Raw genomic sequence first — 25,309 nt, 5'->3', positions numbered from 1 at the left:
TGGCTATGTTACTTATAAAGTTAAAGTGAAATAATTAATAGTAGAATGCGATTGAATTAAAATAAACCATGAATATTCAGTCGCAAAATAAAAAAATATTAATCATCTAAAAAGACAGATAAATAACATTCTGTTTTTTTAGATGGTTTTTTTTGGCTTATTTATTGCTTATTGCTTATTGCTTATCAAATTTATGCGATTGTAAAGGATAAAATATGCCGACAATAACTAACAGAATGCGCTTTAGCATCATATTATCGATTAGTATTGTTTTTTTATTGTCATACATTTTTATGTTTAATAATGATAAAACGAAAGTGGTAAGCCTAACCGTTATCGATTCTCAATTATCAAATAAGTCTTATTTTAAAGATAATAATATTCCCGTAGAGAAAATATCAAGCGTAGAACAATTAATAACAATAATAAAAGATAATCATCATGTGAACCTTATTGATATATTTTCTCATAGTGAAGCTGAAAAAATCATTATTGGACAAGATGAAATAACGCTCAATAATATTGATAATTATAAACAGCAGCTTAATCAATTGGGTCAATACCTTTCAGAGCACTCTCATATTAATTTACTCGGTTGTGATATAGCCAAAACACAAGCGGGTAAATTATTAGTGAATAAGTTTGCCCAATATATTGGAGTTTCAGTTGCAGCATCAACCGATGCGACAGGATATAAAGCCAAAGGCGGCGATTGGGATTTAGAATACCTGACTGCAGCTCCTATTAATCTTGACTTAGCCTACCTTAAACACCGTTACAGTAGCTATCCTGAAGTGTTATATGATCCTGCAACCTATGATCCAGCCACCACTGATACCGATGGTGATGGGTATATGGACAGCGTCGATATCGATGATGATAACGATGGTATATTGGATTCTGAAGAAGGTTTTATCTGTACTTCATCACCTATTCTTGAAAGTGTTTGGGATATAACACTGTATGAAAATAATAGTAACTTATGTAGTGATCAACTAAGCATAGTAAATGGAACTGATTTAACAGAAGTTGCCTCTGGCCCCATGGAACAATTTGCAGGCCAGTTACGAGTTAACTGGTTTAGTAATAATTATAATAAATTAATCGCTGTTTTAAATGCAAGTGGCGCAAATTTAACAGGTTCTAATCCATCGAGAGTTCCTGCAATTGTTCTTCATGAGCATACTTTTACGGCTCGAGAAGCCGGTTTATATAACTTATCGGCACCATCTGATAGGACATGGGATGATAGAATGCCGGTGATTGTTCGAGCCAATGGTGATATTGAAGTGCTGTATTGTGCTGTCCTTGGTGCGACTAGACCAGGGGGTGTCAATAATCTTCAATTCAATGCTGGTGATAAATTTCGTTACTACGTTAATGAATTGCATGGCGGTAATTTGGGGTTAGGAGTTAGTCTAACGCCATCTGGTTCAAATTATTGTGATGAAGTGAATACGGATAATGACGGTATTCCCGATCATTTAGATTTAGACAGTGACAACGATGGAATTCCTGACAATATTGAAGCGCAAACAACAACCGGTTATATTCCACCCAATGGTGTTTATGATACAAATGGGCTTGATACTGCCTATGCCGGTGGTTTAACCCCAGTAAATACTGATGGCACCGATGAGCCTGATTGGCGCGATTTAGATTCTGATAATGATGGTGTTGATGACACGACCGAAGCTGATTTAACCCTTTCTGGAACGGTTGGGAATAATGGTTTAGATACTAGCTATGAAACCGCTGATGATTATACCGATGTCAATGGTACTTTCGATAATACTCAGACTGATAACTTCCCTGATGCTGATAATGATATTAATTTCGGTGGGAATGTGGATTGGCGAGATTTAGAATCTAATTTTGAATATGGTGATGCGCCTAGTAGTTACGGCACAGCTGCGCACTTTATGAGTGCTGAAATAGTCAAATTAGGTACTGATATTGATTATGATTCAGGTAACTGGGGTAATGGTATCGATGATAACGGCAACGCCAGTGATGATGACACGGCTGATGATCCAACGGGCGGTGTCGATGACGAAGACGGCATTACTACACTGCCAGATGTTAATGCCGCGTCAGATACTTCCTACACACTTGCGGTAGATGTCAATAATTCCCACCCAACCAATGATGCCACTTTACATATGTGGTTCGATTACGATGGCAGCGGCAGCTTTGATGTTGATGAATATCAGACTGAAACTATTCCAGCAAATACAGGTGCGACCACAAAAAATATCATATGGAATAGTTTAACAGGCATGAGCACTGGGACGCGTTATGTCCGTGCTCGTATTACCACAGATAGTCTAACCACCGCGGCTACTGGCAGCGATCCTGATACTCGTGCAACCGGGTTTGCTAACGATGGGGAAGTGGAAGATTATCCAGTTGCCTTTATTTATACGCACCCAAGTATTGTCAGCCCTTCCACCACTGATACGGATAACGATGGGGTGATGGATAATGTTGATATCGATGATGATAATGATGGTATCTTAGACTGTGATGAATCTTTAAATACCAGTGACCCATTCGATGGTTCTGAATTCTTAGAATATGACGCTGTGAATTATAATATATCCAGTGGTCTTGCGGATGTAGCTACATATCGAGTGCCCGCAGATACAACATGGGTTACGGGAAGTTATGGTACTAACCGCATTGTTGCTATTGGTCAATATGACAAAATCGGTGCCACCCATCCTATGGATATAGTTTTGGCTGGGGGAGGGACATCTCTAGCAAGACAGATCATCGAAAATACTTCAGGTCTCTTAAATATTGCTTATCAAAATGGGTTTACACCTGGCAATGGTCCTGATTCCAATGTATTTCGATTTACAACTACAGTACCTGCCTATATGGCTGGAGATTATAATTTTCAATTAGCCAGTACAGATGAAGATAATGCAATTGCTGTTAATGGTGTTATTTTGGGTTATGCAGGATCAAATTACTCCGGTTCAAACAGTCAAAGTGTCTCTGTCACACTAGCTGAGGGCGATACGTTAGTCATTGCTTTCCGTAATTTATATCCAGTTCATCAAAATGGTAATGTGTTTGTTACTTCAACGGTGCAAACTTGTTTACCCCTTGATAGTGATAATGACGGTATCCCTAACCATTTAGATTTAGACAGTGATAATGATGGCATTCCAGATAATATCGAAGCGCAGACGACAGCTAGCTACAAAGTCCCTAATAATGATACTTTGGGTGATTATGATACTAATCAAGGTTTAAATAGTGCTTATATTGCTGCAAATTATATCCAAGAAGGTATTACGCCAAATAACAATGACAGTACTGATGAGCCTGACTATCTCGATTTGGATTCTGATAATACAGAAACCGATGATACCACTGAGGCTGGGTTAACCTTATCGGGTGTGGACACTAACTTTGATGGTATGGATGATAATATTCTCCCTGTTGCTATCAATACGGGTATTTGGCAATCAGGGATTGTCAATTACTCAACAGGTACCACGATAACATCTGACGCTGATTCATTAAGTTATTACCCATCATTGGATGGTACCGAGGTGAATTGGCGTACATCCTTTGCCAATGATTATGGTGATGCCCCTGATAGCTATAAAACGTTAATTGCATCAGGTGGTGCGCATCACTCAATCAGTAATTACACCATTTCTTTAGGTGCTGAGCTTGGTGATAACGAAGCTGATGGGGTTGATGGCAATGGTACCGAAGATGATACAACGGGTACTCCTGATGATGAAGATGCGATTAGGGGGCTTGTTTATGTTCGCTCTACGGGGGATTTCGCCATTACAGCCTTGTGTAACGATCATGATGGGAGTAGTGATTTAAATGCTACCGTTTACGCATGGGCTGACTTGAATATCGACGGTGATTTTGATGATGTGGGAGAGTTTACCTCAGCCCCTTGTGTTGATGCTGATAATACTAACAATGGTACGAGTTCGCTCAACTTTACCGGTTACAGTGCCGTTGATGGCAATAGTTATGTACGGTTAAGAATTACAACTGATGTCTTAACGGCAACAGGTATGGGCGGGACAGCCAGTGATGGTGAGGTCGAAGATCATCCGTTATTGATCCTTGCTGATACTTCTATGCTAGATGGCGGTGATGCGCCTGACAGTTATTTAGTCGAATTTGCAGAAGGGGGCCCGCAACATATTCAATCAAGTCTTTTATATCTTGGTGCTAATAACGTTGATGGTGAAGTCACCGTAGCCAGCAGTGATGCAACCGCTGATGATGCTGCTGGTAATGATGAACAAGGGGTGACTCTTCCTCAATTATTACTAGATAGCACCAGTTATACGGCAACTGCCAAAGTGTTTAATAACACAGGCGAAGATGCCACCTTAATTGCGTGGCTAGACTCGGATCGTAATGGCTCGTTCGATGCTTCAGAAGCCATTACTCAAACCGTCCCATCAAACAATACCTTAACCGATTACGATATCGTTTGGCCGAGTGTACCTGCATTTAGTTATGGCACCTATAACATGCGGGTGCGTCTAGCACCTGTGAGTGATGGCTTAACGACTGCTGATGTGGGCGGAATTGCAACTAATGGTGAAGTGGAAGATCACCAGTTGGCGGTATATGAATGTAGTGTTATAGAAGCACCTGGTTATACTGATCTTACTCAGGGGTTATCGTTAGGAAGACATCCTGCAACGACTTGGCAAAATAAAGGATTATTAATAGAAGAAGTGTCGACTTCATCCCCTTATGCTTACGTAAATGAGGTCAATATAATTGGTCATGGAGAGCCTGCTGGTTATCAAGTTGATAGCAAAATGCTTTTTGCTGGGGTTAATGCGGTCTCGTATAAGTTGGTTAATATAGATGGCTCTCCACGGACGGCTAACTCAGTGTCTGCTGTAGGAGACCCGTCTGGTTCATCAGGTACAATTACTGTGGTTGCATTAGATTTAAGTAACAATGTTATCGCAACAAAATCTTATCCTGATAATGGCCCAGCATTTGAAGTTAATACCTCAGATACCGGTGGCACTCCTATCCATCGTGTTGTGATGTGGTACGGTTCAACGGCTTTTGATGGTTTTGTCGGAGCACTTGAAAGTAGTTGTGAAATCGCCGTGTTACGTCAAGATTTTGGTGATGCACCTGATATGGATCCCGGTACTGTTACAGGCGATTATCAAACCAAATCTACCGACGGTGGCGCAGCGCATAAAAAAGCCGATACCAATAGTAATAATCAAATCGATATCACCTTAGGTACGGCATGGGATTATGATGATGGTACCCTGCAAGGTTTCCCTGCTAACGCAGATGATCTGGATGAGACAACTAACGATGAAGACGGTGTGACCTTATCATCTACAATGGAGCCACCTGGTAGCAGCTTTGATCTCGATATTGTGTTGACCAAAGATGCCGCTTCAACCTTAACTGGCTTACAACTTCATGCGTGGATCGATTGGAATCGTGATGGTGATTGGGATGATACGGATGAGCGGATCATTAATAACTCGACCGCAACAGCAGGTACCATCAATACACCGATTACTATTCCTGGTGGGGCAGAGTTAGGCTATACCTATATTCGCGTTAGGGCGTGCTCTGCCGATACCAGTTGTGATACGCCAATAGGTGAAGCGAATGACGGCGAGGTAGAAGACTATAAATTCATGGTCTCTGATCTCAACTTAACCAATGTCTGTGATCAGCTTTATGTGACCGAGTCTGATGATGGTGGGAATACTTATACCTATTCAGCCGTAACACCGGTTCAGCCATTAACCTTTGAATTTAATGCGATTGATAATAGTGTGTCTTATTTCCGATTAAATGCCCTCGCCCTTGATAGAAATACGGGTCTGATGTATGGCACCTATACGAATGGTGCTTATACGGAAATTGTTGTTACCGATACACTTGGTACCAGTTTTACATCCTTAGGACGTATTTTATCTGATGGAAATTATACGATTAATTCATTATCTTTAGGCTCGGTTAATCTAACAACGGGCTCAGCGTTACCTGATGCCATCTCTTTCTTACTTATACCGAGTGGCCCTATCAATATGGGGACTATCTCAAGTGATGGTACGAAATATTATGTTGCAAGTAGTGTGTGGGATAGCTTGATCATTATTGATCTCCCGACCATGACGTTCAGTGTTAAAGCTCTACCTGCCGCAATATTAGGGGGGACGCCCAATAATAATATCAGAATGGGGCCTGACTGGGCGGTATCAGAAATCGATGGATTTATATATGGGGTAGATTTAAACGGTAACGGTAATTTAGGCGTAGCAGCTGAACCGACAACACCGACACTGTACCGTTATGATCCGGATGCAAATACTGTCACGACCTATCCTTTAAACTTTAATGGTGCGAAAGCCCCAAACTTCCAAACAGGTGCCGTTGCAACGGATGATTTAAATCACCTTTATGCCTTTACCCTTTCGGGAGATCACGATACCAATGGCGATGGCGTTTATGATCTGTTTAATCGTGTAGCGATGTACCGCATTAATATGACAACGTATGAAGCCTATTATGTGATACCAAGCACGTATCCCAATGTTTCTTTCCACGATGCGGCGGGTTGTATTGCCTCTGTTGATAAGGGGGATGCGCCGGAGACTTACGGACAAGTAGGACACCGTAATGACGATGTGGATGAATCTGGTGAGCCTGATTTGATTTTGGGGACTCGCTGGGATCCAGATTTACACGATTTCTACAGTAGTGATGCAACAGGTGATAATACTACGGGCGAAGATGACGAAGATGGTATTACCATGCCTGCCGACATCATTGTCGCGACCTCTACCACTATTCCTGTCACGGTCACTGGCGGCAGTGGGTTCTTAAGTGCCTTTGTTGATCTGAATGGTGATGGCGACTTTGATGATGCAGGGGAAACCGTCCTTAATGATTTGGCGGTGAGCGCTGGCAATAATAATGTATCACTGACGTTAAGTGCAGGACCAACCACGGGTTATGATGGTTTAACCTTTATTCGTTTCCGTTTGTGTACTGTGAGTGATCTGTGTGATACGCCAACAGGTACGGTAGGAAATGGTGAGGTTGAAGATTATCAATTTAACTTAATTAACCAAATTGTGATCACCGGTACTGTGTTTGAAGATAATGGGTACTTAGGCGGCACCGCCCATGATGGCTTTATGAATGGCTTCGAAAAAGGCTTAGGTAATTTTACGGTGCAGTTAATTTATAATGGCACGGGTGCTGGCGGTTACAGTAATGGTGATGTGATTAATACGAAGATCACCACAGGATCAGGGGATTATCGCTTTGTGGTGCCGGTTACTTTTGCAGATGAGCCATTAATCATTCGTGTTGTGTCGCAATCGAAATGGATAGATATCAGTGAAGCAGATGTGAGCGGAATACCACAAGTGACCAGTACCAGTATTACTGACAGTGAAATGAGTATTGTTGCGGCTGCGGGTGATAGCTTAACGGGTCTTGATTTTGGTAAAGTTACTGTGCCTACTCTAGAGCCCGATAATTACACCGAAACCCAACCGGGGCTTCCTGTCTTTTTGAGCCATAAATTCAATGTGAATACCAGTGGTGAAGTCAGCTTTAGCCTGAGCAATAAATCTGAGGCACCGTCAGGTTATAGCTGGACGGAAGTGATGTACTTTGATGTTGATTGTGATGGTGAGTTAGATGCTGGAACCGATACGGTGGTAACAAACCCAACAGCCGCTAGTGCCAATGGTACAATGAAAATCTGTTTATTAATCAAAGTGATGACACCAAGTAATGCACCATTACATGCGGTGTATAACTATCAACTCAATGCCAATATGACTTTTACAGATAGCACATTTACTACGCAGGTGAGTGATGTTGATACTGTCAAAGTGAGCTTTAACGGCGCTGGTGAGTTAGAAATCACGAAGACGGTTAAAAATATAACGACAGGAGATGATGAAAGTCGCAGTAATCAAGCGAAGCCGGGAGACATTTTAGAGTATAAGATTTACTTTATTAATAACGGCTTAGGGGATATTGATACCATTAAAATTAATGATGCGATACCAGAATACAGTACGTTATCAGAGGTGATCAGTTGTAGTACAATTGCTACGTCATTCCCATCAACACTGACAACGTGTACCGTCGCTATCCCAAGTGGTATAAATAATGCGGTTGGATATGAAGGTAATATTGAATGGCAATTTGATGGCTCGTTAGGTCCTGCAGAAAGTGGCTATGTTACTTATCAAGTTAAAGTGAAATAAATGACAGTAGAATGCGACTTAATTGAAATTAGATATGCGTATTAAGTTGCAAAATAAAAATATTAACCATCTAAAAGACAGGTAAATAACCTTCTGTTTTTTTAGATGGTTTTGGGGGCTTGCTTATTTGGAAATTTCTCTGTAAACCCTTACCCAACTTAGGGTGATGAGAAGTTACTCTAAGACTTTATAGTAATCGGTGGCGAACTATCGTTTTTTAGTAATGCTAATCATAATAAATTAACCTGGAAATTTATTATTTTTGTATAAAATATATATTTGGCATTTCTTATGCATATTCTCAATATATTCTCATATTGGGGAAAAAGATGAAAAAGTGCATTTTAATTCTATTTTTTATACTGTGTTTTATTTTTAATAATATTGAAGATAGGAGATCATTATCAAAAATAGTTATGATTGATAATGCGTTAATATCAGACCCATTTTTTTTCAATGAAATAAAATCTCCCCAATTCATTAATAATATTTCTGATGTTATCCATTATTTAAATCAAAATAAGCATATTAAGGAGATTGACTTATTTGCACATGGTAAATCGGGACAAATTTCCTTTGGTGATGATGTTATTTCTTTAAATAATATCAATGATTTTCATGAACAAATTCAAAAAATAGGTCAGCAGTTAGGCGCTAATGGTGTCATAAATTTTTTAGCCTGTGATTTAGGTAAAACAAAAGAAGGCCGAGAATTATTATCGCAATTTGCAAATTATTCTGGACTCACGGTATTAGCATCTAATGACAAAACAGGGCACGTTACTCAAGATGGCGATTGGGATCTTGAAATCTCTTATGGAAAAAAAGAAGTTGAATTTAAACCTCATCCTGAGTATTTAAAGTATCCATCTGTTTTTGCGGATGGTGATTGTGATACGTCAGGCTTAGTGGGCGCATCAACAAAATCGAAAACTCAATATGAAACGATTAATGGTTCACCTTTAATGATCCATCATATTGCTGCTGGCGGTAATGGTGTATTAAAAAATGGTCAACGGCAATCTTATCAAATTAATAGTTATAGTTGCAGCAGCACTTTCCCTTTCATGCATATTGAAGATGGTAGTTCAGGAGAATATTGTAATTTTAAAGATTTTTTAATGACTCCAGTGAGTGGTAGTGGTACTGATGTTGATCCATTTTCTATATGGTCATCAAGATATTGGGATCGAAATAATAATAATATTTATGATGCTGATGACATCAAGATTGTTACGCAAATTACATATGAAAATGGTAAAGACTTTTTTGACCAACACTATTGTTTAGAATCTGCTGATGATTCAAATACATCGAATATAGGTTTATCACAAGGATTTGATACTTTTCTTAACGGTGGTGATGCTGGTGCTGCATTCACATTGCCTTATAATCAAATAAATTACCAACCGAGTACGCCACCATATACGATCGTTGGCGTAGTAAAAAATTACTCAGCCAATGATCAATTTATGGGATATTTTGAGTTAGATCGCCCATGGGACCGATATTTTTCTGGTCGATATAGCACTATGTTAAATTCTAATTTAAAGAGCGCGCCATTTCAGTTAGATAATACATTAAATACGACGACAACAACGGATAATGGTATTGGTGTACAGTGGGATTTAGGCATAGTTAATGGGGCAACAGAACATTCGGTTCGCTTATTATTTAGTACGTTACAAGGCGCTGTAGTTGAAACTTTTGCTGCGGGTACTTATGACTATGGGGATGCGCCAGATACTACGGTGGGTACGGGTAATGGTGATTATCAAACTACGTTAACGGATAATGGTGCTGTTCATAAGTTCAATGATACTGATGCTGATACTTACAGTGATATCACGTTAGGTACATTGTGGGATGATGATGATGGTACGCTACAAAATATCGCAGCTACCGCCGATGATCTTGATAATATCGATGATGACGATGGTGTGACTTGGACGGATGCTTTTGTTCTGGGAGCTAGTACCAATGTCTCTGTCACTTTAACTAAAGATCCTGCTTCAACATTAGTTGGGCTAAGGCTCTATGCTTGGGCGGATTGGAATCACGATGGCGATTGGAACGATGCGGGTGAACAAGTTATTGTAGATACAACGGCATCTTCTGCGACTCAAAACTATTCTATTGCTGTACCTGCTACAGCGACATTAGGTAATACTTATCTCCGTATTCGTGTATGTTCAGATATTGACTGTAATTCTCCAACAGGTGCTGTTACTGATGGTGAGGTAGAAGATCACTTGTTGACAGTCGTTGCCCCACAAATATCAGGCTTTGTCTTTAATGATAATGGTGATGGTGGCGGAACAGCAACCAATGGTGTTAAAGATGGCTCTGAAACAGGTTTAGGTCTAGCAGTACCGATTGTTGCATATAATGCAGTAACAAATACTTGTTATGCAACTAACGCAGATGCAACGACTGGCGCATACAGTATTACTGTTGCCTCTGCGGGGACTTATCAAGTTTATGAAGCGATAAATGAAACCGATATTGTTTCACCGACATGCCCTCCGTCTCAATCAACGTTAAATACGACTACCGGTGCTTATTCTGGTGGAACTATAGGTGATCCTTCCTCTTATCATTCGAGTTCAGCAAATATTGTTTCTGTCACTGCCGATATTATCTCAGATGTTAACTTTGGTGATTTTGTTATTACCCCTTATCCAACCTGTAGCAGTGATGCTTATCTATTACGTAATATTCCAACGGACATTACTAGCGTTAATTTAACAACTGGGGAGATTACACCGTTATTTAACGATGTTATTCCCAGAGAAACAGGGATCTTTGGTGGTACGGGTTACAATATGATCACTAATACATTGTTTGGTGATAATAACCAGAATAAAAATACCGTATTAATGGTTGATGGTAGCGGTGCTACATTCGTATTGCCAATAACAGGCAGCACGATGGCAATCAATAATTATAATAGTGGTGATATTGATGATGATGGATTATTACTATTAATGAATAATAGTGGAACATCATTATATAAAATTGATGTTAATCCAAATAGCCTTACTTATTTGCAGCAAGTCGAGGAATTAGCAGTATCAGCCCCTGTAATGGCTGACATGGCAATTAATCCAATTGATAATATGTTGTATACCTTAACTCCTTCTGGTTTTTTGGTACGTTTTGATCCTTCAACAGGTACTCGTACTAATTTAGGTTTTGTCGGCGATGATGGGGTGACAACAGTTGGATGGGGAGCCAACTATTTTGATGATCAAGGGTATATGTACGCTTCTCAAAATCCAAGTCCTGGGCGTATTGTTCGTATTAATATATCTGACCCAACGTTATTAGCTGATAATTATGTTGCCATAAATTTTACTCAGATGAATGAAGCAACAGGACAAAATGATGGTGCACGTTGTCGGTTTGCCGATCTGCCGCTTGATTGGGGAGATGCCCCTTCTTCTTTGAATTATTTAACTCAATTAGTCGATGATGGTCCTCGTCATCAGATCAATAGCATCGGTCTTCCTTATATTGGTATTAATGCGCCTGATAATGAAAATAATGGCCAACCGACAATTGAGGCTAATGGTGATGATACTAATGGGTTAACGTCAGATGATGAAGATGGATTTAATCAGCCAATAATTAATAGTATTTTAGTTGGTACAGATACATTGTCTTTAACTGTGCCAGTGATAACGTCAGGTAATGATAATTTATATGGTTGGATTGATTTTGATGCCAACGGTATGTTTGATGCAGATGAAAGACAAACGGCAAATGTAACGGTATCAGGTAACGAAGTCTTAAATTTCACCGTTCCTAATGATGTTGAATTAGTAGATAGTTTTGTGCGTTTACGTATCTGTTCAAGCCTTGAAAACTGTGAAAACCCAACGGGGAGTAGTGGTGATGGAGAGGTTGAAGATCATGTAATATCATTAAAACCTATTGGTGATCTGGCATTAACGCTTTCACTTGATCCAAATAATAATGTGACGCTAGGTATTCCATTTAATGTGGTTCTTAGTGTCTCAAATATGGGGTCTACAGTAGCGCCAAATACAAAAGTAATACTGCCTATTCCCGTAGGTTATAGCTTTGTTAAAGCATATGCAGGTGATGGGGTCACGGAAATTACTACCTATGATCCTATAACAGGAGAGCTAGATTTAGACACTATTGGTCTTGGCTTTAATGATTACGCAGTGATCCGTTTAGCACCTCAATCACTAACTGCTCCAGTGATTAGTGGTGAAATTATTGAAACCAGTATTATTGATACGGATTCGACGCCGAATAATGGTTTTATTAATGGAGAAGATGATACCGATACAGTAACGCCGATTATTTCAAATGTTGTTGATCCTGCTAGCTGTGATGCGCCACGTGCTTATGAAGCCGGTGATGCTTATCTTGATACCAATGGTGAATATGTTGTAACACCTAGTGCAACTAATCAGTATGGTTTTTTATGGAGCTACGGCTTTATTGATTTAAATCAGCCATTCTATATTGAACTTGCGGTCTATCTTGGCGATCGTAGCGCTAATGTTGTACCACCATTTAATATTGAAGCTGGAGGTGACGGCATGACCTTTGTGTTATCGAACGATCCTCGAGGCTTTAATGCACAGGGGGGTTTAGGCGGTTATCTTGGTGTGGATGGAATTGGTAATAACAATGTGTTTGGTTCGACTGAGACTCGAATAGCCCCGTCAATGGTGGTGGAGTTTGATACCTTTGATAATACTTATATTGGCGCAACGGATGATTTAGATGATGCCTTAGGGCATCTAGATCATACTGGTGTGTATTTAAATGGTGATATTTACACGCCATCAGTCGTAAATACATTAATTGCAGCTAATGCTGTTAATGGCGGTGAATTAGAAGATGGTCGTTATCACATTACTCAGTTTGAGTGGGATCCTACAACTAATATTATGATGTATTACATGGATGGGATTTTAGTTGGTTCATTTACTCACGATTTAGTTACAGCATTGGGAAGTAACCTGGTCCGGTTTGGTTTTACGGGGAGTACTGGAGATGCCTATAATTTGCAAAAGGGGTGTTTTACTAAAGCGCCTAATGTTCTTGGTGTTGATCTTGGTGATGCACCTGATACCACTGTAGGGACTGGTATTAATAATTATACTACCACTTATGAAAATGATGGTGCAATGCATGTTCAGGCCGACACTGATGATAATGGTTTCATTGACTTACGTATGGGTAGCTTGTGGGATACTGATCTCGGTGATTTACAAGACATTGGTGCGATTGCCGATGATAACAATAATTTTGATGATGAAGATGGTGTCACGATAGTTTATGCAGCCACCAAAGGTGAGAATTTTGATATTACGGTTAATATCACTGAAGATGCGGCTCGAATAAGTACTGGGCAACGTATTTATGCATGGTTAGACTTTAATCTTGATGGTGATTGGGACGATCCAGGTGAGCAAGTTATTGCCGATGCCAGTGCTGTGATAGGGAATAATAATTACAGTGTGCTAATACCTACAAGTGCTGTTGTTGGTTACAGTTATTTACGGGTTCGTTTATGTAGTGATGTTGGTTGTGACAGCCCGATTAGTTTAGCTAATGATGGTGAGGTGGAAGATTATCGTGTGTTAATTTCTGATTTGATCAGTAATAACCAATGTGACTTAATTGTGCAGACTCGTTTACCAATATCAGCGACAGATTACAGCTATAACTCTCTTGATGTAACTGTTGAACCAGCCACGTTTACTGATATTGTTAACCCTATCACTATTACCAATCAACCGAATATTGCCAATATTAATGCCATCGGTTTTAATCGTCCTAATGGTTTAATTTACGGTACTTTTACTGATATGTCACAAGCCGATCGTATTCATCATTTGTTCGTGACAGATAAAACAGGAACAAGTTTTATTGATTTAGGTGATATTCGCGCTGAATCAGCAACAACAATTCGTCGATTGCAAGATGGAGAGAGTTTTGATTTTGCTCCAGGAGATGCATTGCGACATACCGGATACAGTTCGACTAGTACAGTATTGGCATCACCAACGGCTGGTGATGTGACCGCCGATGGTAATTATTTAATTGTATGGCGAACGTCATGGGATTCATTGATTAAAATTGATCTTAATACCCAGACCTTTACGACTGTTTTATTAGATATAACAACATTAGGTGGATCTTACGGTGGTGGTTCTATTGATGTGGGGGCTGATTTAGCCATTAGTAGTCAATCTGGATTTGGATATTTAGTCGATTTAAATGGTGATAATTTATATACCGTAAATGTATCTACAGGGGCTGTTACTGCTGAGGATCTTACTTTCTTTGGTGCAGAACCGACCGTTGATATTAATGGTAAATTACAAGCGGGAGCTTTAATCATTGATAACGCGATAAGTCTTTATGCTCTCACGAATGGCGGTAATCATGATACGAATCAAGATGGCATTATTGATTTAGATGAGCGTGCAGTGGTATATCGTATTAATGTGATGACACAAGAAGTCGAATACGTTACTACTTCTGATGAAGGCAGCTTACAAGGTAACGATGGTGCAGGTTGTTATGACGCTCTTGATTTCGGTGATGCACCTGCAAGTTATGGCGAGGCAAGTCACGCTTATTTTGATGTGGCGCTAGATGGTGTCGCTGATTTGTATTTAGGCACGCGTTGGGACCCTGAATTTGGTCAATGGAGTAGTGCCGATGCGTTAGGCGATGATATTCATGGTCAAGATGATGAAGATATTACTATTCCTGCTCAAATCATTGTTGAAACAAGCACTAATTTAGCCATTGATGTTGTTGGATCAGGATTTATCAATATTTGGGTAGATTTAAATAATGATGGTGACTTTAGCGATACTAATGAAGCGTTAATAAGCGATGAGGCTGTTGTTACTGGTACTAATAATATTGCGGTGATATTAAATGCAGCGAGTGCGGAAGGATTTAATGGTGATACCATCATGCGGATTCGATTATGTTCAACGATCAATACTTGTAATACTTTCTCTGGTGCTGCAAGTGATGGTGAAGTTGAAGATCATGCATTTGAGTTACTCAATCGTATTATTTTAAGTGGCATTATATTTGAAGACAATGGTATTGGTAGTGCAACAGCTGCTCATGATGGTATTCAAGATGGCAGTGAAGTTGGATTAGGTAATTTTACTGTGACCGTGACGTTCAATGATACTGGCGTTGCTGGATTTACTACCGGTGATGTAATTGCAACGGCGGTGACATCAGGTAATGGCGCTTATCAAATGATCATTGGTGTTGATTTTTCTGGTAAAAATTTATTACTGAATGTTGTACAACAAGCCGATTGGATTGATATTAGTGAGGCTAATGTCATTAGTATACCGCAAGTCACCAGTGTAAATGTGGTTGATAGTCAAATGACAATAAATGCCAGTGCGGGCGATGATATTAGCGGTTTAAATTTCGGTAAAGTCAGAGAGCCGAGAATAGAACCAGATAATTTCAGTGATGCAGAGCCTAACAAAATAGTGATATTCCCTCATAAATTTACCGCAGCGACATCAGGTAATGTCTTGTTTAATATTATTAATACCACGGCATCACCGGTTAATAATAGTTGGAGCACTGTGCTTTACCGTGACAATGATTGTAATGGTGTGATTGATGGTGCAGATGTACAGATAATCAGTTCAATTACGCTCAATGGTGAGAGTGAAGTTTGTTTATTGAGTAAAGTTTTTGTTCCTGCAAATGCGTCTTTAAATGCTATTTATCATTATGATATTACCGCAGACATGGTTTTTTCCGATAGTATTGGTAGTGGTCATGGGGTGACGCGCTTGGTGTCAAACAAAGATACCGTGAGAGTAACATTTGGTGGTTCAGGTGAGTTAAAAATAGAAAAGACAGTTAAAAATATAACTAACAATGAGAGTGAAAGTCGCAGTAATCAAGCCAAACCGGGCGATATTTTAGAGTATAAGATTTACTTTATAAATAATGGTTCGGGCGTCATTGATATGCTTAAAATTAATGATGCCGTACCTGAATACACGATATTATCAGAAAGTATTAGTTGTACGACTCCTGCCACGCTATTACCATCAACGTTAACATCGTGCACCGTTTCCTTCCCAAATAGTACTGATAATACGATAGGGTATGAAGGTAATATTGAGTGGCAATTTGATGGCACGTTAGCCCCTGCTGAAAATGGTTATATAACTTATCAAGTAATGGTTAAATAAATAATTAAATTCTAATTATTAATAAAATGAGAATCAAAAAGAGGTCTTTAATAAATAACTGGATAGTCTTTTTATGCATTAATTAAATATGGAGGTGTTATGGATAGATTAAATAACAAATTTATTCGTAATGCCCTTTTATTTTTATGTCTATTTTTAACAGCTTTGACCAAAGCCGAAGAACCACGGGTAACCAGCAATACAGGATTTTCAGACGGTCGATTTGAAAGATGTACGCCGAGCGGTATTTTATATTGTATGCGAGTTTTTGCTGGACGAAACGGTGATAATTATTTAGATGCTGGCGGTGGGTGTGCAAATCATTCTGGTTCTTCAAGTTTTTATTTAGGGGATGTCAATGTTGATCACGGTACGATTAGAACATTAAATGCAGATGATCGTGCGACATTTTATTTTCCTAATGGGATTAATTATGCTGTAAATGGTGGTCATAATGCAGGAGGAAGCTGTGAGACGGGCTCGAATCATCAGATAACACCTAATCGAGATGTGAGACCATTAGGATCAACATTTACGGTAAGTGCGAATGTGAAGGTAGGAGGAAAAGGTGAAGCATGGGGACGAATGGATGTCTACTTTGAGCCGTATATTCAAGATTATGGTGATGCCCCTGATGGATCTAATGGTACGGGATTAAATAATTATCGCACCCGTCAAAGTGATAATGGCCCTTCACATCGCGCTTTAAAAAGTCAACATACCGTCTATTTAGGTAATAATATTCCTGATGATGATGGTACTGGTCTTCAAAATACAAATGCTACTGCCGATGATGTTAATGGCGGAAGCTCTTATTATGGTGTTGCCGCTGATGATGAAGATGGCGTGACATATCCTAGTGTGCGTTACATTGATACCAGTTATTCAATAACAGCGAATGTCACTAATAATTCAGGCGCGAATGCGTATTTATATGCATGGTTTGATTTTGATAATAGCGGTACTTTTGATGTCGATGAATTAATTACCAATGGTACAGGTACAGGAGGCGCATATGTTGTTCCAACGGGTACCAATAATGTATCTCAAACATTAACATGGAACTCATTGGCCGATTTAACCGCTAATGGCTATTATTTTTCTCGTGTTCGTATTAGTTCATCGTTAATTACAATCACCGCAACAGGCAGTGATGAAGATACTCGCTCGTTAGGAGCATTAAATAATCCGGGTGAAATTGAAGATTATCAAACCTGTGTTGGCTGTGTTGATATTACAGGTTATGTTTACGATGATGTTAATGGCGACAGCGATCTTAGTGATAAAGTCGGTGTTAGTGGTGTTAACGTTTATGTTTATACCGATGATGGCGATGGTATACCTAATGCTGCTGATGGTACTCCAAGTTTTTCTACCACAACCGATGTTAATGGCTATTATTCTTTCCTACAAATTCCAGGGATCACCTATTTTGTCTCGCCCAATCCGCCGACAGTAGGTGGTGCAATAGCAGAACAAACTTATACCACAACATTAACCGATAATGTAAATGGCACCTTTGTAACCAGTTATTGTGATGCTAATGGCGATGCTGTTGCTGACGTTATACCGATTAATACCACAGGTGCTTGTTTCGGTGGTTGGGATGGTAATAGAACAAATAATAATAGTAATGCCAATTTGTCATTGCGTGAACATATCTCTCGCATTGAATTCTCAGCCAATTCTACTGCAGTCAATAATCTTGATTTTGGCTTTTCTTATAATGTTGTGACAAATACCAATACGTTAGCACAAGGTTCACTAAATCAATTTATAATTAATGCCAATGTCATTGCGGGTGCTAATAGTATGCGATTTGTACCCGCTGTACCTGCTAACGATACAGATGTAAGTGGTGATTGGTGGGTAATAAATCCGACCACATCATTAACAACAATCACCGGAACTAATGGCGAGAATACAACCATTGATGGTATGGCATACAGTTATGCTGATGGTGTTACTGTTGTTGATTCTAATACCGGAAATTATTCTTCAGTACAAACGGTGGGGAGCGATCTAGGTTGCAGTCTTGAAACCATTTTGGCATTAGCAAAACCTGAATTGCAAATAGATATGGTTACCAGTAGTAGTCCTTATAGTGCAGAGTTATTAACTATAAATGCGGATCATACTACGGTGAAAAATGTCTCTCTAACTGGAGGCTCACTTGGCATTAATGTTTATTCCGCTAATATTACCGATACATTAATTGAGAATAATTTAATTGGTATCGATCCTGCGGGTAATGATGATGTGATTGGACAAGACTCTTGTGGAACATCATTAGGTTGTGCGGGGATTGCCATAGCACATTCTGGTAATGGTTCATTAAGTGGAGACAGTGGCGTCATTCGCAACAATGCTATTAAAACCGCTCATAATAATATTTCGCTGAATAATTTAACGGCACAATCTAATACGGTAAATTGGCAAATTATTCATAATCAGTTATTAGGAACAACCTCTACTGCAGCAACACCTTATCATAATATCGTGATAGAAAGGGGTATTCCAAGTTATGTGAATATTCAAGGTAATGTATTACGAGAAGCGACAGGTGATGGGATCTATCAACGTTTGACATCAAATGTGGATCTTTTTCAAACCATTGTGAGTAATGATATTCAAAATGCAACGGGAAATGGGATCCATTATCAAAGTGGTCGCCATTCGGCTATTGAGTGTAACGTTTTACATAATAATGGCGCTTCTGGGGTCTCCATTGATGGAAACAGTAACGTTAATGGTTATTTAATCACTAAAAATAGCTTTAGTTATAATCAATCTAACGCGATAGATTTGCAAAATGGTATTACTGGTGATGGCGTTTCTTTAAATAATGACTTGTGTAATAACAATACCGGGGCAGGTGCAAACAATAATCTTGCCCGTCCTGAAATAGAAACCGCCGTTTATGATGGTACTAATTTAACGCTAACGGGACGGATCTGTGGTACCGGAGAATTTATCTTTGAAGTGTATAAAGTCAATGCAGGTACAGGGGATCAAGGCAGTGACGGTAAATACGCGGGTGAAGGTGAAACTTATCTTTACAGTATTTCTGGTGTTGTCGGTTCTACTCTTAATAATGTGACAGCAATATCTGGTTTAGAAAATGGAGATGAAATTACCGTTATTGCTCATCGTGTTGTTGCTGGTGGATTAGGTGTATTACAAGATACCTCTGAATTTAGTGCCAATGTACCTGTTGATATGGACATCACTCTTAATGGTAAAGTGTTTGAAGATAATGGCAAAGGTGCGACAGTTGCCCACAATGGTATTCAAGCGGGTGATGAAAAAGGGTTACACGGTTTTATTGTAAAAGCGATTTATGATGATGTTGCAATCTCAGGGTTTACTTCAGGCCAAGAAATTGATCGCACTATCACAGCAGGCGATGGGTCTTTTACATTAACGATCCCTGTTGATTTATCTGAAAAAGACATTCGATTGGTTGTTGTTTCGCAAGCTAAATGGATCGATATATCTGAAAGTGATGTAACTGATCCAACCTTAGACTTAATAGGAAAAGTGACTAATATATCGTTAACAGATAATGAAATGCTAATAAATGCCACTGCTGGCGATATTTTAAATCATTTAGATTTTGGTAAAGTGCAAGAGCCAACGCTCGCACCTGATAATTATATTGAAGCACAGCTCGGGTTACCTATATTTAATACCCATAAATTCACCTTAAATACGACCGGGAATGTTACCTTTTCAATAAGTAATGCTAATTCATATCCTGCAATGTCTTCTTGGCGTCATATTCTATTTCGAGATATAAATTGTAATGGTGAACTTGATCCGCCTACTGATGCTGTTGTGTTGAGTTCGTTGGTAATGAGTGCTGATGTTAATGCTGAAATATGTCTTATTATTAAAATATTAATGCCAGATTATTTACCATTTCAGACTGAATACGTCTACCAATTACAAGCAGACGTGACATTTGATAGTTCTGCTATTACGCGTCAATTGACTGATAATGATCGAATAAGAATCATGTTTATGGCATCTGGCGATCTTGAAATAGAAAAAACGGTTCAGAATATCAGTGATGGTTCTGATGTAACGTATGCTAATACGGCAAAGCCTAAAGATATTCTAGAATATAAGATTTTGTTTAAGAATAATGGCTCAAATCCAATTGATAATATAAGGTTTTATGATACGACTCCTAATGCGACTTTATTATCGTCAATCATTAGTTGTTTACCTTCTGCTGCATTATTACCTTCTTCGTTAACTTGTTCTCAAATAAATACGACTAATGGAACAAATAATATCGGGTATAGCGGCTCGATTGAATGGGTATTAAATGGTTCATTAAAACCAGGAGAAAGTGGGTATGTTACTTATCAAGTTAAAGTGAAGTAATTATCTATATTTATAATGTTAGATTGCATATGAATTTAGGTAAGAATTATAAATTACATTAAGTTACCCCTGTCATTTTTATATTAAGTATATAGTCGAAATAAATATAAGTTAAATGTTTATGAGTGCAGTTGTTAAATGTAATTGTAGTTATTAAATATAATAAATTGTCTTGATATGTGAAGTTTATATTATTTGTTTGATTTTTTAATTTTAATACTATTAACTAATTTTTTATTTTGATGGGAATTATTACTTTGCAAATTTAACAATTAGCATTATGCAATAAATCAATAAAAAACACTGATGTAGATGGATTAATCAAGGATTTAAAGTTGGCATATAAATAGCATTAAATGTTCTGCAATATTAATTAAAAAGGACGAGGTGTATTGTGAAGAATTTATTACTGATTATTTTTACAAGTTTGGTGATGTCATTCTCGGTTTATGCCGAAAAAATGGAACCACTATTAAGTCAAATGGATGCTTATCTTGTAGTGACAGATAAAGATGGTAAAGAAAATTTAAAACCTGCAGAGGAAGTTGTACCAAAAGATAAACTCGAATATCAATTAACATATACTAATAATACTGAAAAACCATTAAAAAACCTGGTTATAACAGGTCCTATTCCGCAAAACACATTTTTTGTTTCCGGTACGAATAACACCAAGGTTAAGTCTGATTTCGTTGTAAGTATTGATGGAGGAAAAACGTTTGAACCAGAGCCGGTAAAACGAATGGTAATGAAGGATGGAAAAGAAGTTGAAGTTATTATTCCACCTGAAAAATATACCGCTATTCGTTGGATGCCAAGTGTACCAATTACTGCCAAAGAGCAACAAATTTTCACATATCGTATTGAAGTTAAGTAGTAATTATTTATAAGCGATAGTGAAAAAATTATATCCCATGCAATTTGCAAGGGTCTAGCTACATTATCGTAAATTAACTTAATGACCTATAAAAGGTAACCACTTTATGAATACGCATTTAAAACCTATATGTCGATGGGTTGCAGCGGGACTCATAACGGTAGGCGCAAGTACTATTACTAGCCAAGCCCTTGCAGCTACTACTCTCGCTGGAACAAAAATTAATAACCAAGCCACTGTTAACTACGAAGATGAATATGAAAACCCTTATAGCGCTTCTTCAAACGAAGCCACCGTTATTGTTGCTCAAATATATAGCGCGACATTAGAACAAGATAGAAATAAAACGGCTGCTCCAGGTCAAGCCGTGAATTTAGCTCATACCTTAACCAATACAGGTAATGGTATTGATACATACATATTAAATTATGCTCAAGGTTTACCCGCAGGTGATAGTCGTGGTACAGATACAATTGATGCTGATAGTATCTTAATGTACAACGATGAAGATGGGTTTGGTACGGCTGATACCGGTGAGCCATTATTAGCTGATGGTGTTGAAATTACCTTGAATCCAGGTGAATCGATTGACTTAGTCTTAGTGGCTGCAGTTCCTGTTACAGCATTAGATGATGATACTATTGGTGTTCTATTAACAGCAAAAGCGTATGAAGGTACTGGTGCTGCTGTTATTAATAAGGTTACCGATATTGGTGACAATAATGATAGTGCAGATGATACCAATGCCGATTTAATTCGAGTTACTGGTGATGCAGTTGTTAATATTAATAAAAAAGCAACCGCATTAAATGGTATGGGAACGGAGACTAGTTTAGGGATTGACATTGATGGTGATCCTGCGACTGATCTACCCGTCAATTTAATTCGTTATGAGATTGATGCTAATAACACTGGTAATAAAGCGGCAGAGGATCTGACTTTATTTGATGGTGTGCCTGAAGGTACAGTGCTTGTTAAAACAAGTACCGGCAGTACGTATAATCCAACCAGTGATGGTTTATTAACGATTAATGGTGATACTCCTATTACTACTGCAGATGATTTAACTGATGAGGCATCACATGGTGTTGATTTAGACCAAGATTCTAGCGCAACAGATAATGGAGAAGCAGCTCTTGATGGTGGTTTAGATCTTAATGGCAATGGAACCACGACTGATACAGGCATTGCTGGTGTTTATGCTATTGATAAGTCATTACCACCAAGCAGTTCTATATCGATGACGTTTTATGTTGCTTATTCGCCAGAGACAACATCTGGTGATACAGAGTTTTCTAATACTGCATATGCCTGTGCTGATTTAGATGGGGATGGTGCGTATGATGGTCCTGGTGAATGTAATGATCCAGATCCTTTAACAAAAGGGCCTGATACCTCTAATAAAACCAAAACAGATTCTGAAACGAAATATGGGGTGACTATTAGCGATACCGGTATAGATCATAACGGTGATTTCACTGGTAATGGTGGTGGTGATGAAGACTCTACAGCAAATGATATTCAAAGAGTAGATACCGCAGCAGCGGGTAGTAATGTTGTCTTCTTTAATATTGTAACTAACAATGGTAATAAAGCCGATACCTTTAACTTAAGTTATGATACTGGAACGAGTACGTTCCCTACTGACACTGTTGTTGAATATTGGAATGCTACCGGAACAGCTAAATTACTTGATACCTCAGTACCAAGTGATAGCATTGATGATACAGGATCTATTCCTGCATCAACATGTACCGATGCTGATACTACACAGTATGGTTTCACCATTAAGTGTAACCAGAAATTAATTCAAGTTGTTGCTAAGCTACCAGCTGATGGTGGTGAAAAAGCGACAGAATCAACCTTGAAAGTATCAGCAACATCAGATGGTGATCCTAGTAAGACGGATGATAAAACAGAAAGCTTAGGTGCTATTACTGGGCCTACAGTCGATGTGGCAAACCGTCCATTTATTCCTGCTGATATGACTCCTGACCCTGCTGCAAATGTCCATCCTGTTGATGTAAGTGATGGTTTCACTAATGCTGATATTGCAACTGCATTTGATAACGTTGCTCTAGGTAGTATTGTTGATGCTAATATTTATATCGCTAATAAAGGTGGTACTGGTGATTCATTTAGCTTAGCGGCTGAGGGTAGTTATAATACAACGACAACCTCATGGAATCCGTTACTACCAACAGGTTGGTCAGTGAAGTTTTATGATGGTGGTATTACAAGTGGTCTTGATGGTTCAGTCATTGCTGCTGCAACTAATACAGAGATAACAGCAACGGCAACACTACCTGCAAATTCTGTTCAACTTGTTGTTGCAAAAATTCAAGTTCCTACAGATGCTGTTCAAGCTTTAGCTGATAGTAATCAAGCAAATGCCATTGACGGTAGTGATACACTTGATGGTGATAAAGACTATATTATTTCAATCGTTGTTGAGTCAGCATCAACGGGTGCTAAAGATCGTAAGGTAGAGTCCATTGATGTTGAATCATTAGCGGCAATCTCTATTACCCCTCCAGCCTTGACGAATCAAGTTCAAGCAGGTGGTACTGCAAATTATCAACATAAGCTAACGAATACAGGTAACACTGTAGAAGTTATTGAAATTACATCTAGTAATAATAAGCCAGACTTTACTAATACTATTCGTATTGATACTGATGGTAATGGTAGTCCTGACACTGAGTTAGGTAATATTTGTGCTGATGCGTTTGCTGCAGGAAGTATTGATGTGTTACAACCTGATGGTGTAACTATACTAACTATTCCTGTTACTTGTGATGATGCAACAGATACTACTCCTGAATTTACTTTAAATCCTGGTGAAGAAATTCCACTGGATGTGAAAGTATTAACACCAAATAGTGCTGGTGCTGGTTTAGTTAACCAAACAACCATTAATGCTGTAACAACGGGTGGTTCTGGTTTAGCTGTTGATGCTAAAGATTCAACTGAAATTGTTGATGGTATGGTTCGTCTGTCTAAGTATGCAGCACTTGATAGTGACTGTGATGGTACGCCAAATACACCTAAGTCATTTAAAGTACAGATTGAAGGTGTTGAGCCTGGTCACTGTATTATTTGGAAGTTAGTTGCTTGGAACCAAGGTACTACAGATGCAATGAATACAGTCATCTCTGATCAACTTACTGAGTATACTGATTTTGTAACTGTTGGTGGTGTTCTTGGTGGACTTAGTAAGTGTCTTAACACATTAGATACGACCACTATTAAGTTCTTCCCTGATGCTGATTATGCGCTAGCAGACGAAGATATTGGTGCTTTATGTAATTCGACTATCGGTACAACTGGTGGCAGTATTACTGATTCATTAGTAGGTAATGATGTGACATTTAATGTTGGCACATTAACCGCGGGTGATAAAGCTGTTGGTCAATTTATTGTTAAAGTTAAATAAATAAAATCAAGCCTTCCTTTTATTAGGGAGGCTTATTAAGCTTGCTTAAAAAAACAAGTTTAATAAGCCTATCTATCTTTGAATT

Annotated in this window: 5 protein-coding genes; all 5 read left to right on the top strand. The window is 38.6% G+C overall.

From position 1 onward, the window contains the following. Positions 1–215 precede the first annotated feature (215 nt). The 5 genes from PAND9192_RS17725 (at position 216) to PAND9192_RS17705 (ending at position 25,224) form a co-directional block, all read left to right on the top strand. Positions 216–8,276: a GEVED domain-containing protein gene (locus PAND9192_RS17725; protein WP_087854809.1), complete on the top strand. Its 8,061-nt coding sequence runs from the start codon at positions 216–218 to the stop codon at positions 8,274–8,276. Positions 8,277–8,692: 416 nt separating this feature from the next. Continuing rightward, entirely contained in the window at positions 8,693–16,519 is a 7,827-nt protein-coding gene (locus tag PAND9192_RS17720; RefSeq protein ID WP_159458260.1) for a GEVED domain-containing protein, read from the top strand. A gap of 99 nt (positions 16,520–16,618) precedes the next feature. Next, complete coding sequence (locus PAND9192_RS17715; protein ID WP_087854807.1) at positions 16,619–20,911, top strand: GEVED domain-containing protein; 4,293 nt, start codon at positions 16,619–16,621, stop codon at positions 20,909–20,911. 394 nt (positions 20,912–21,305) lie between these two features. Continuing rightward, the gene (locus PAND9192_RS17710) at positions 21,306–21,788 is read left to right on the top strand and encodes a DUF11 domain-containing protein (protein WP_087854806.1); all 483 of its coding nucleotides are present in this window, start codon (positions 21,306–21,308) and stop codon (positions 21,786–21,788) included. 106 nt (positions 21,789–21,894) lie between these two features. Further along, positions 21,895–25,224, top strand: a complete 3,330-nt coding sequence (locus PAND9192_RS17705) for a beta strand repeat-containing protein (protein WP_234999204.1) — start codon at positions 21,895–21,897, stop codon at positions 25,222–25,224. The last annotated feature ends 85 nt before the right edge of the window (positions 25,225–25,309 follow it).

The organism is Photobacterium andalusiense (assembly GCF_900185625.1).
In the GTDB taxonomy this organism is placed as follows: Bacteria; Pseudomonadota; Gammaproteobacteria; order Enterobacterales; family Vibrionaceae; genus Photobacterium; species Photobacterium aquimaris.
Note: the sequence above shows the minus strand (reverse complement) of the source record. Positions and strands in the feature narration are given on the sequence as shown.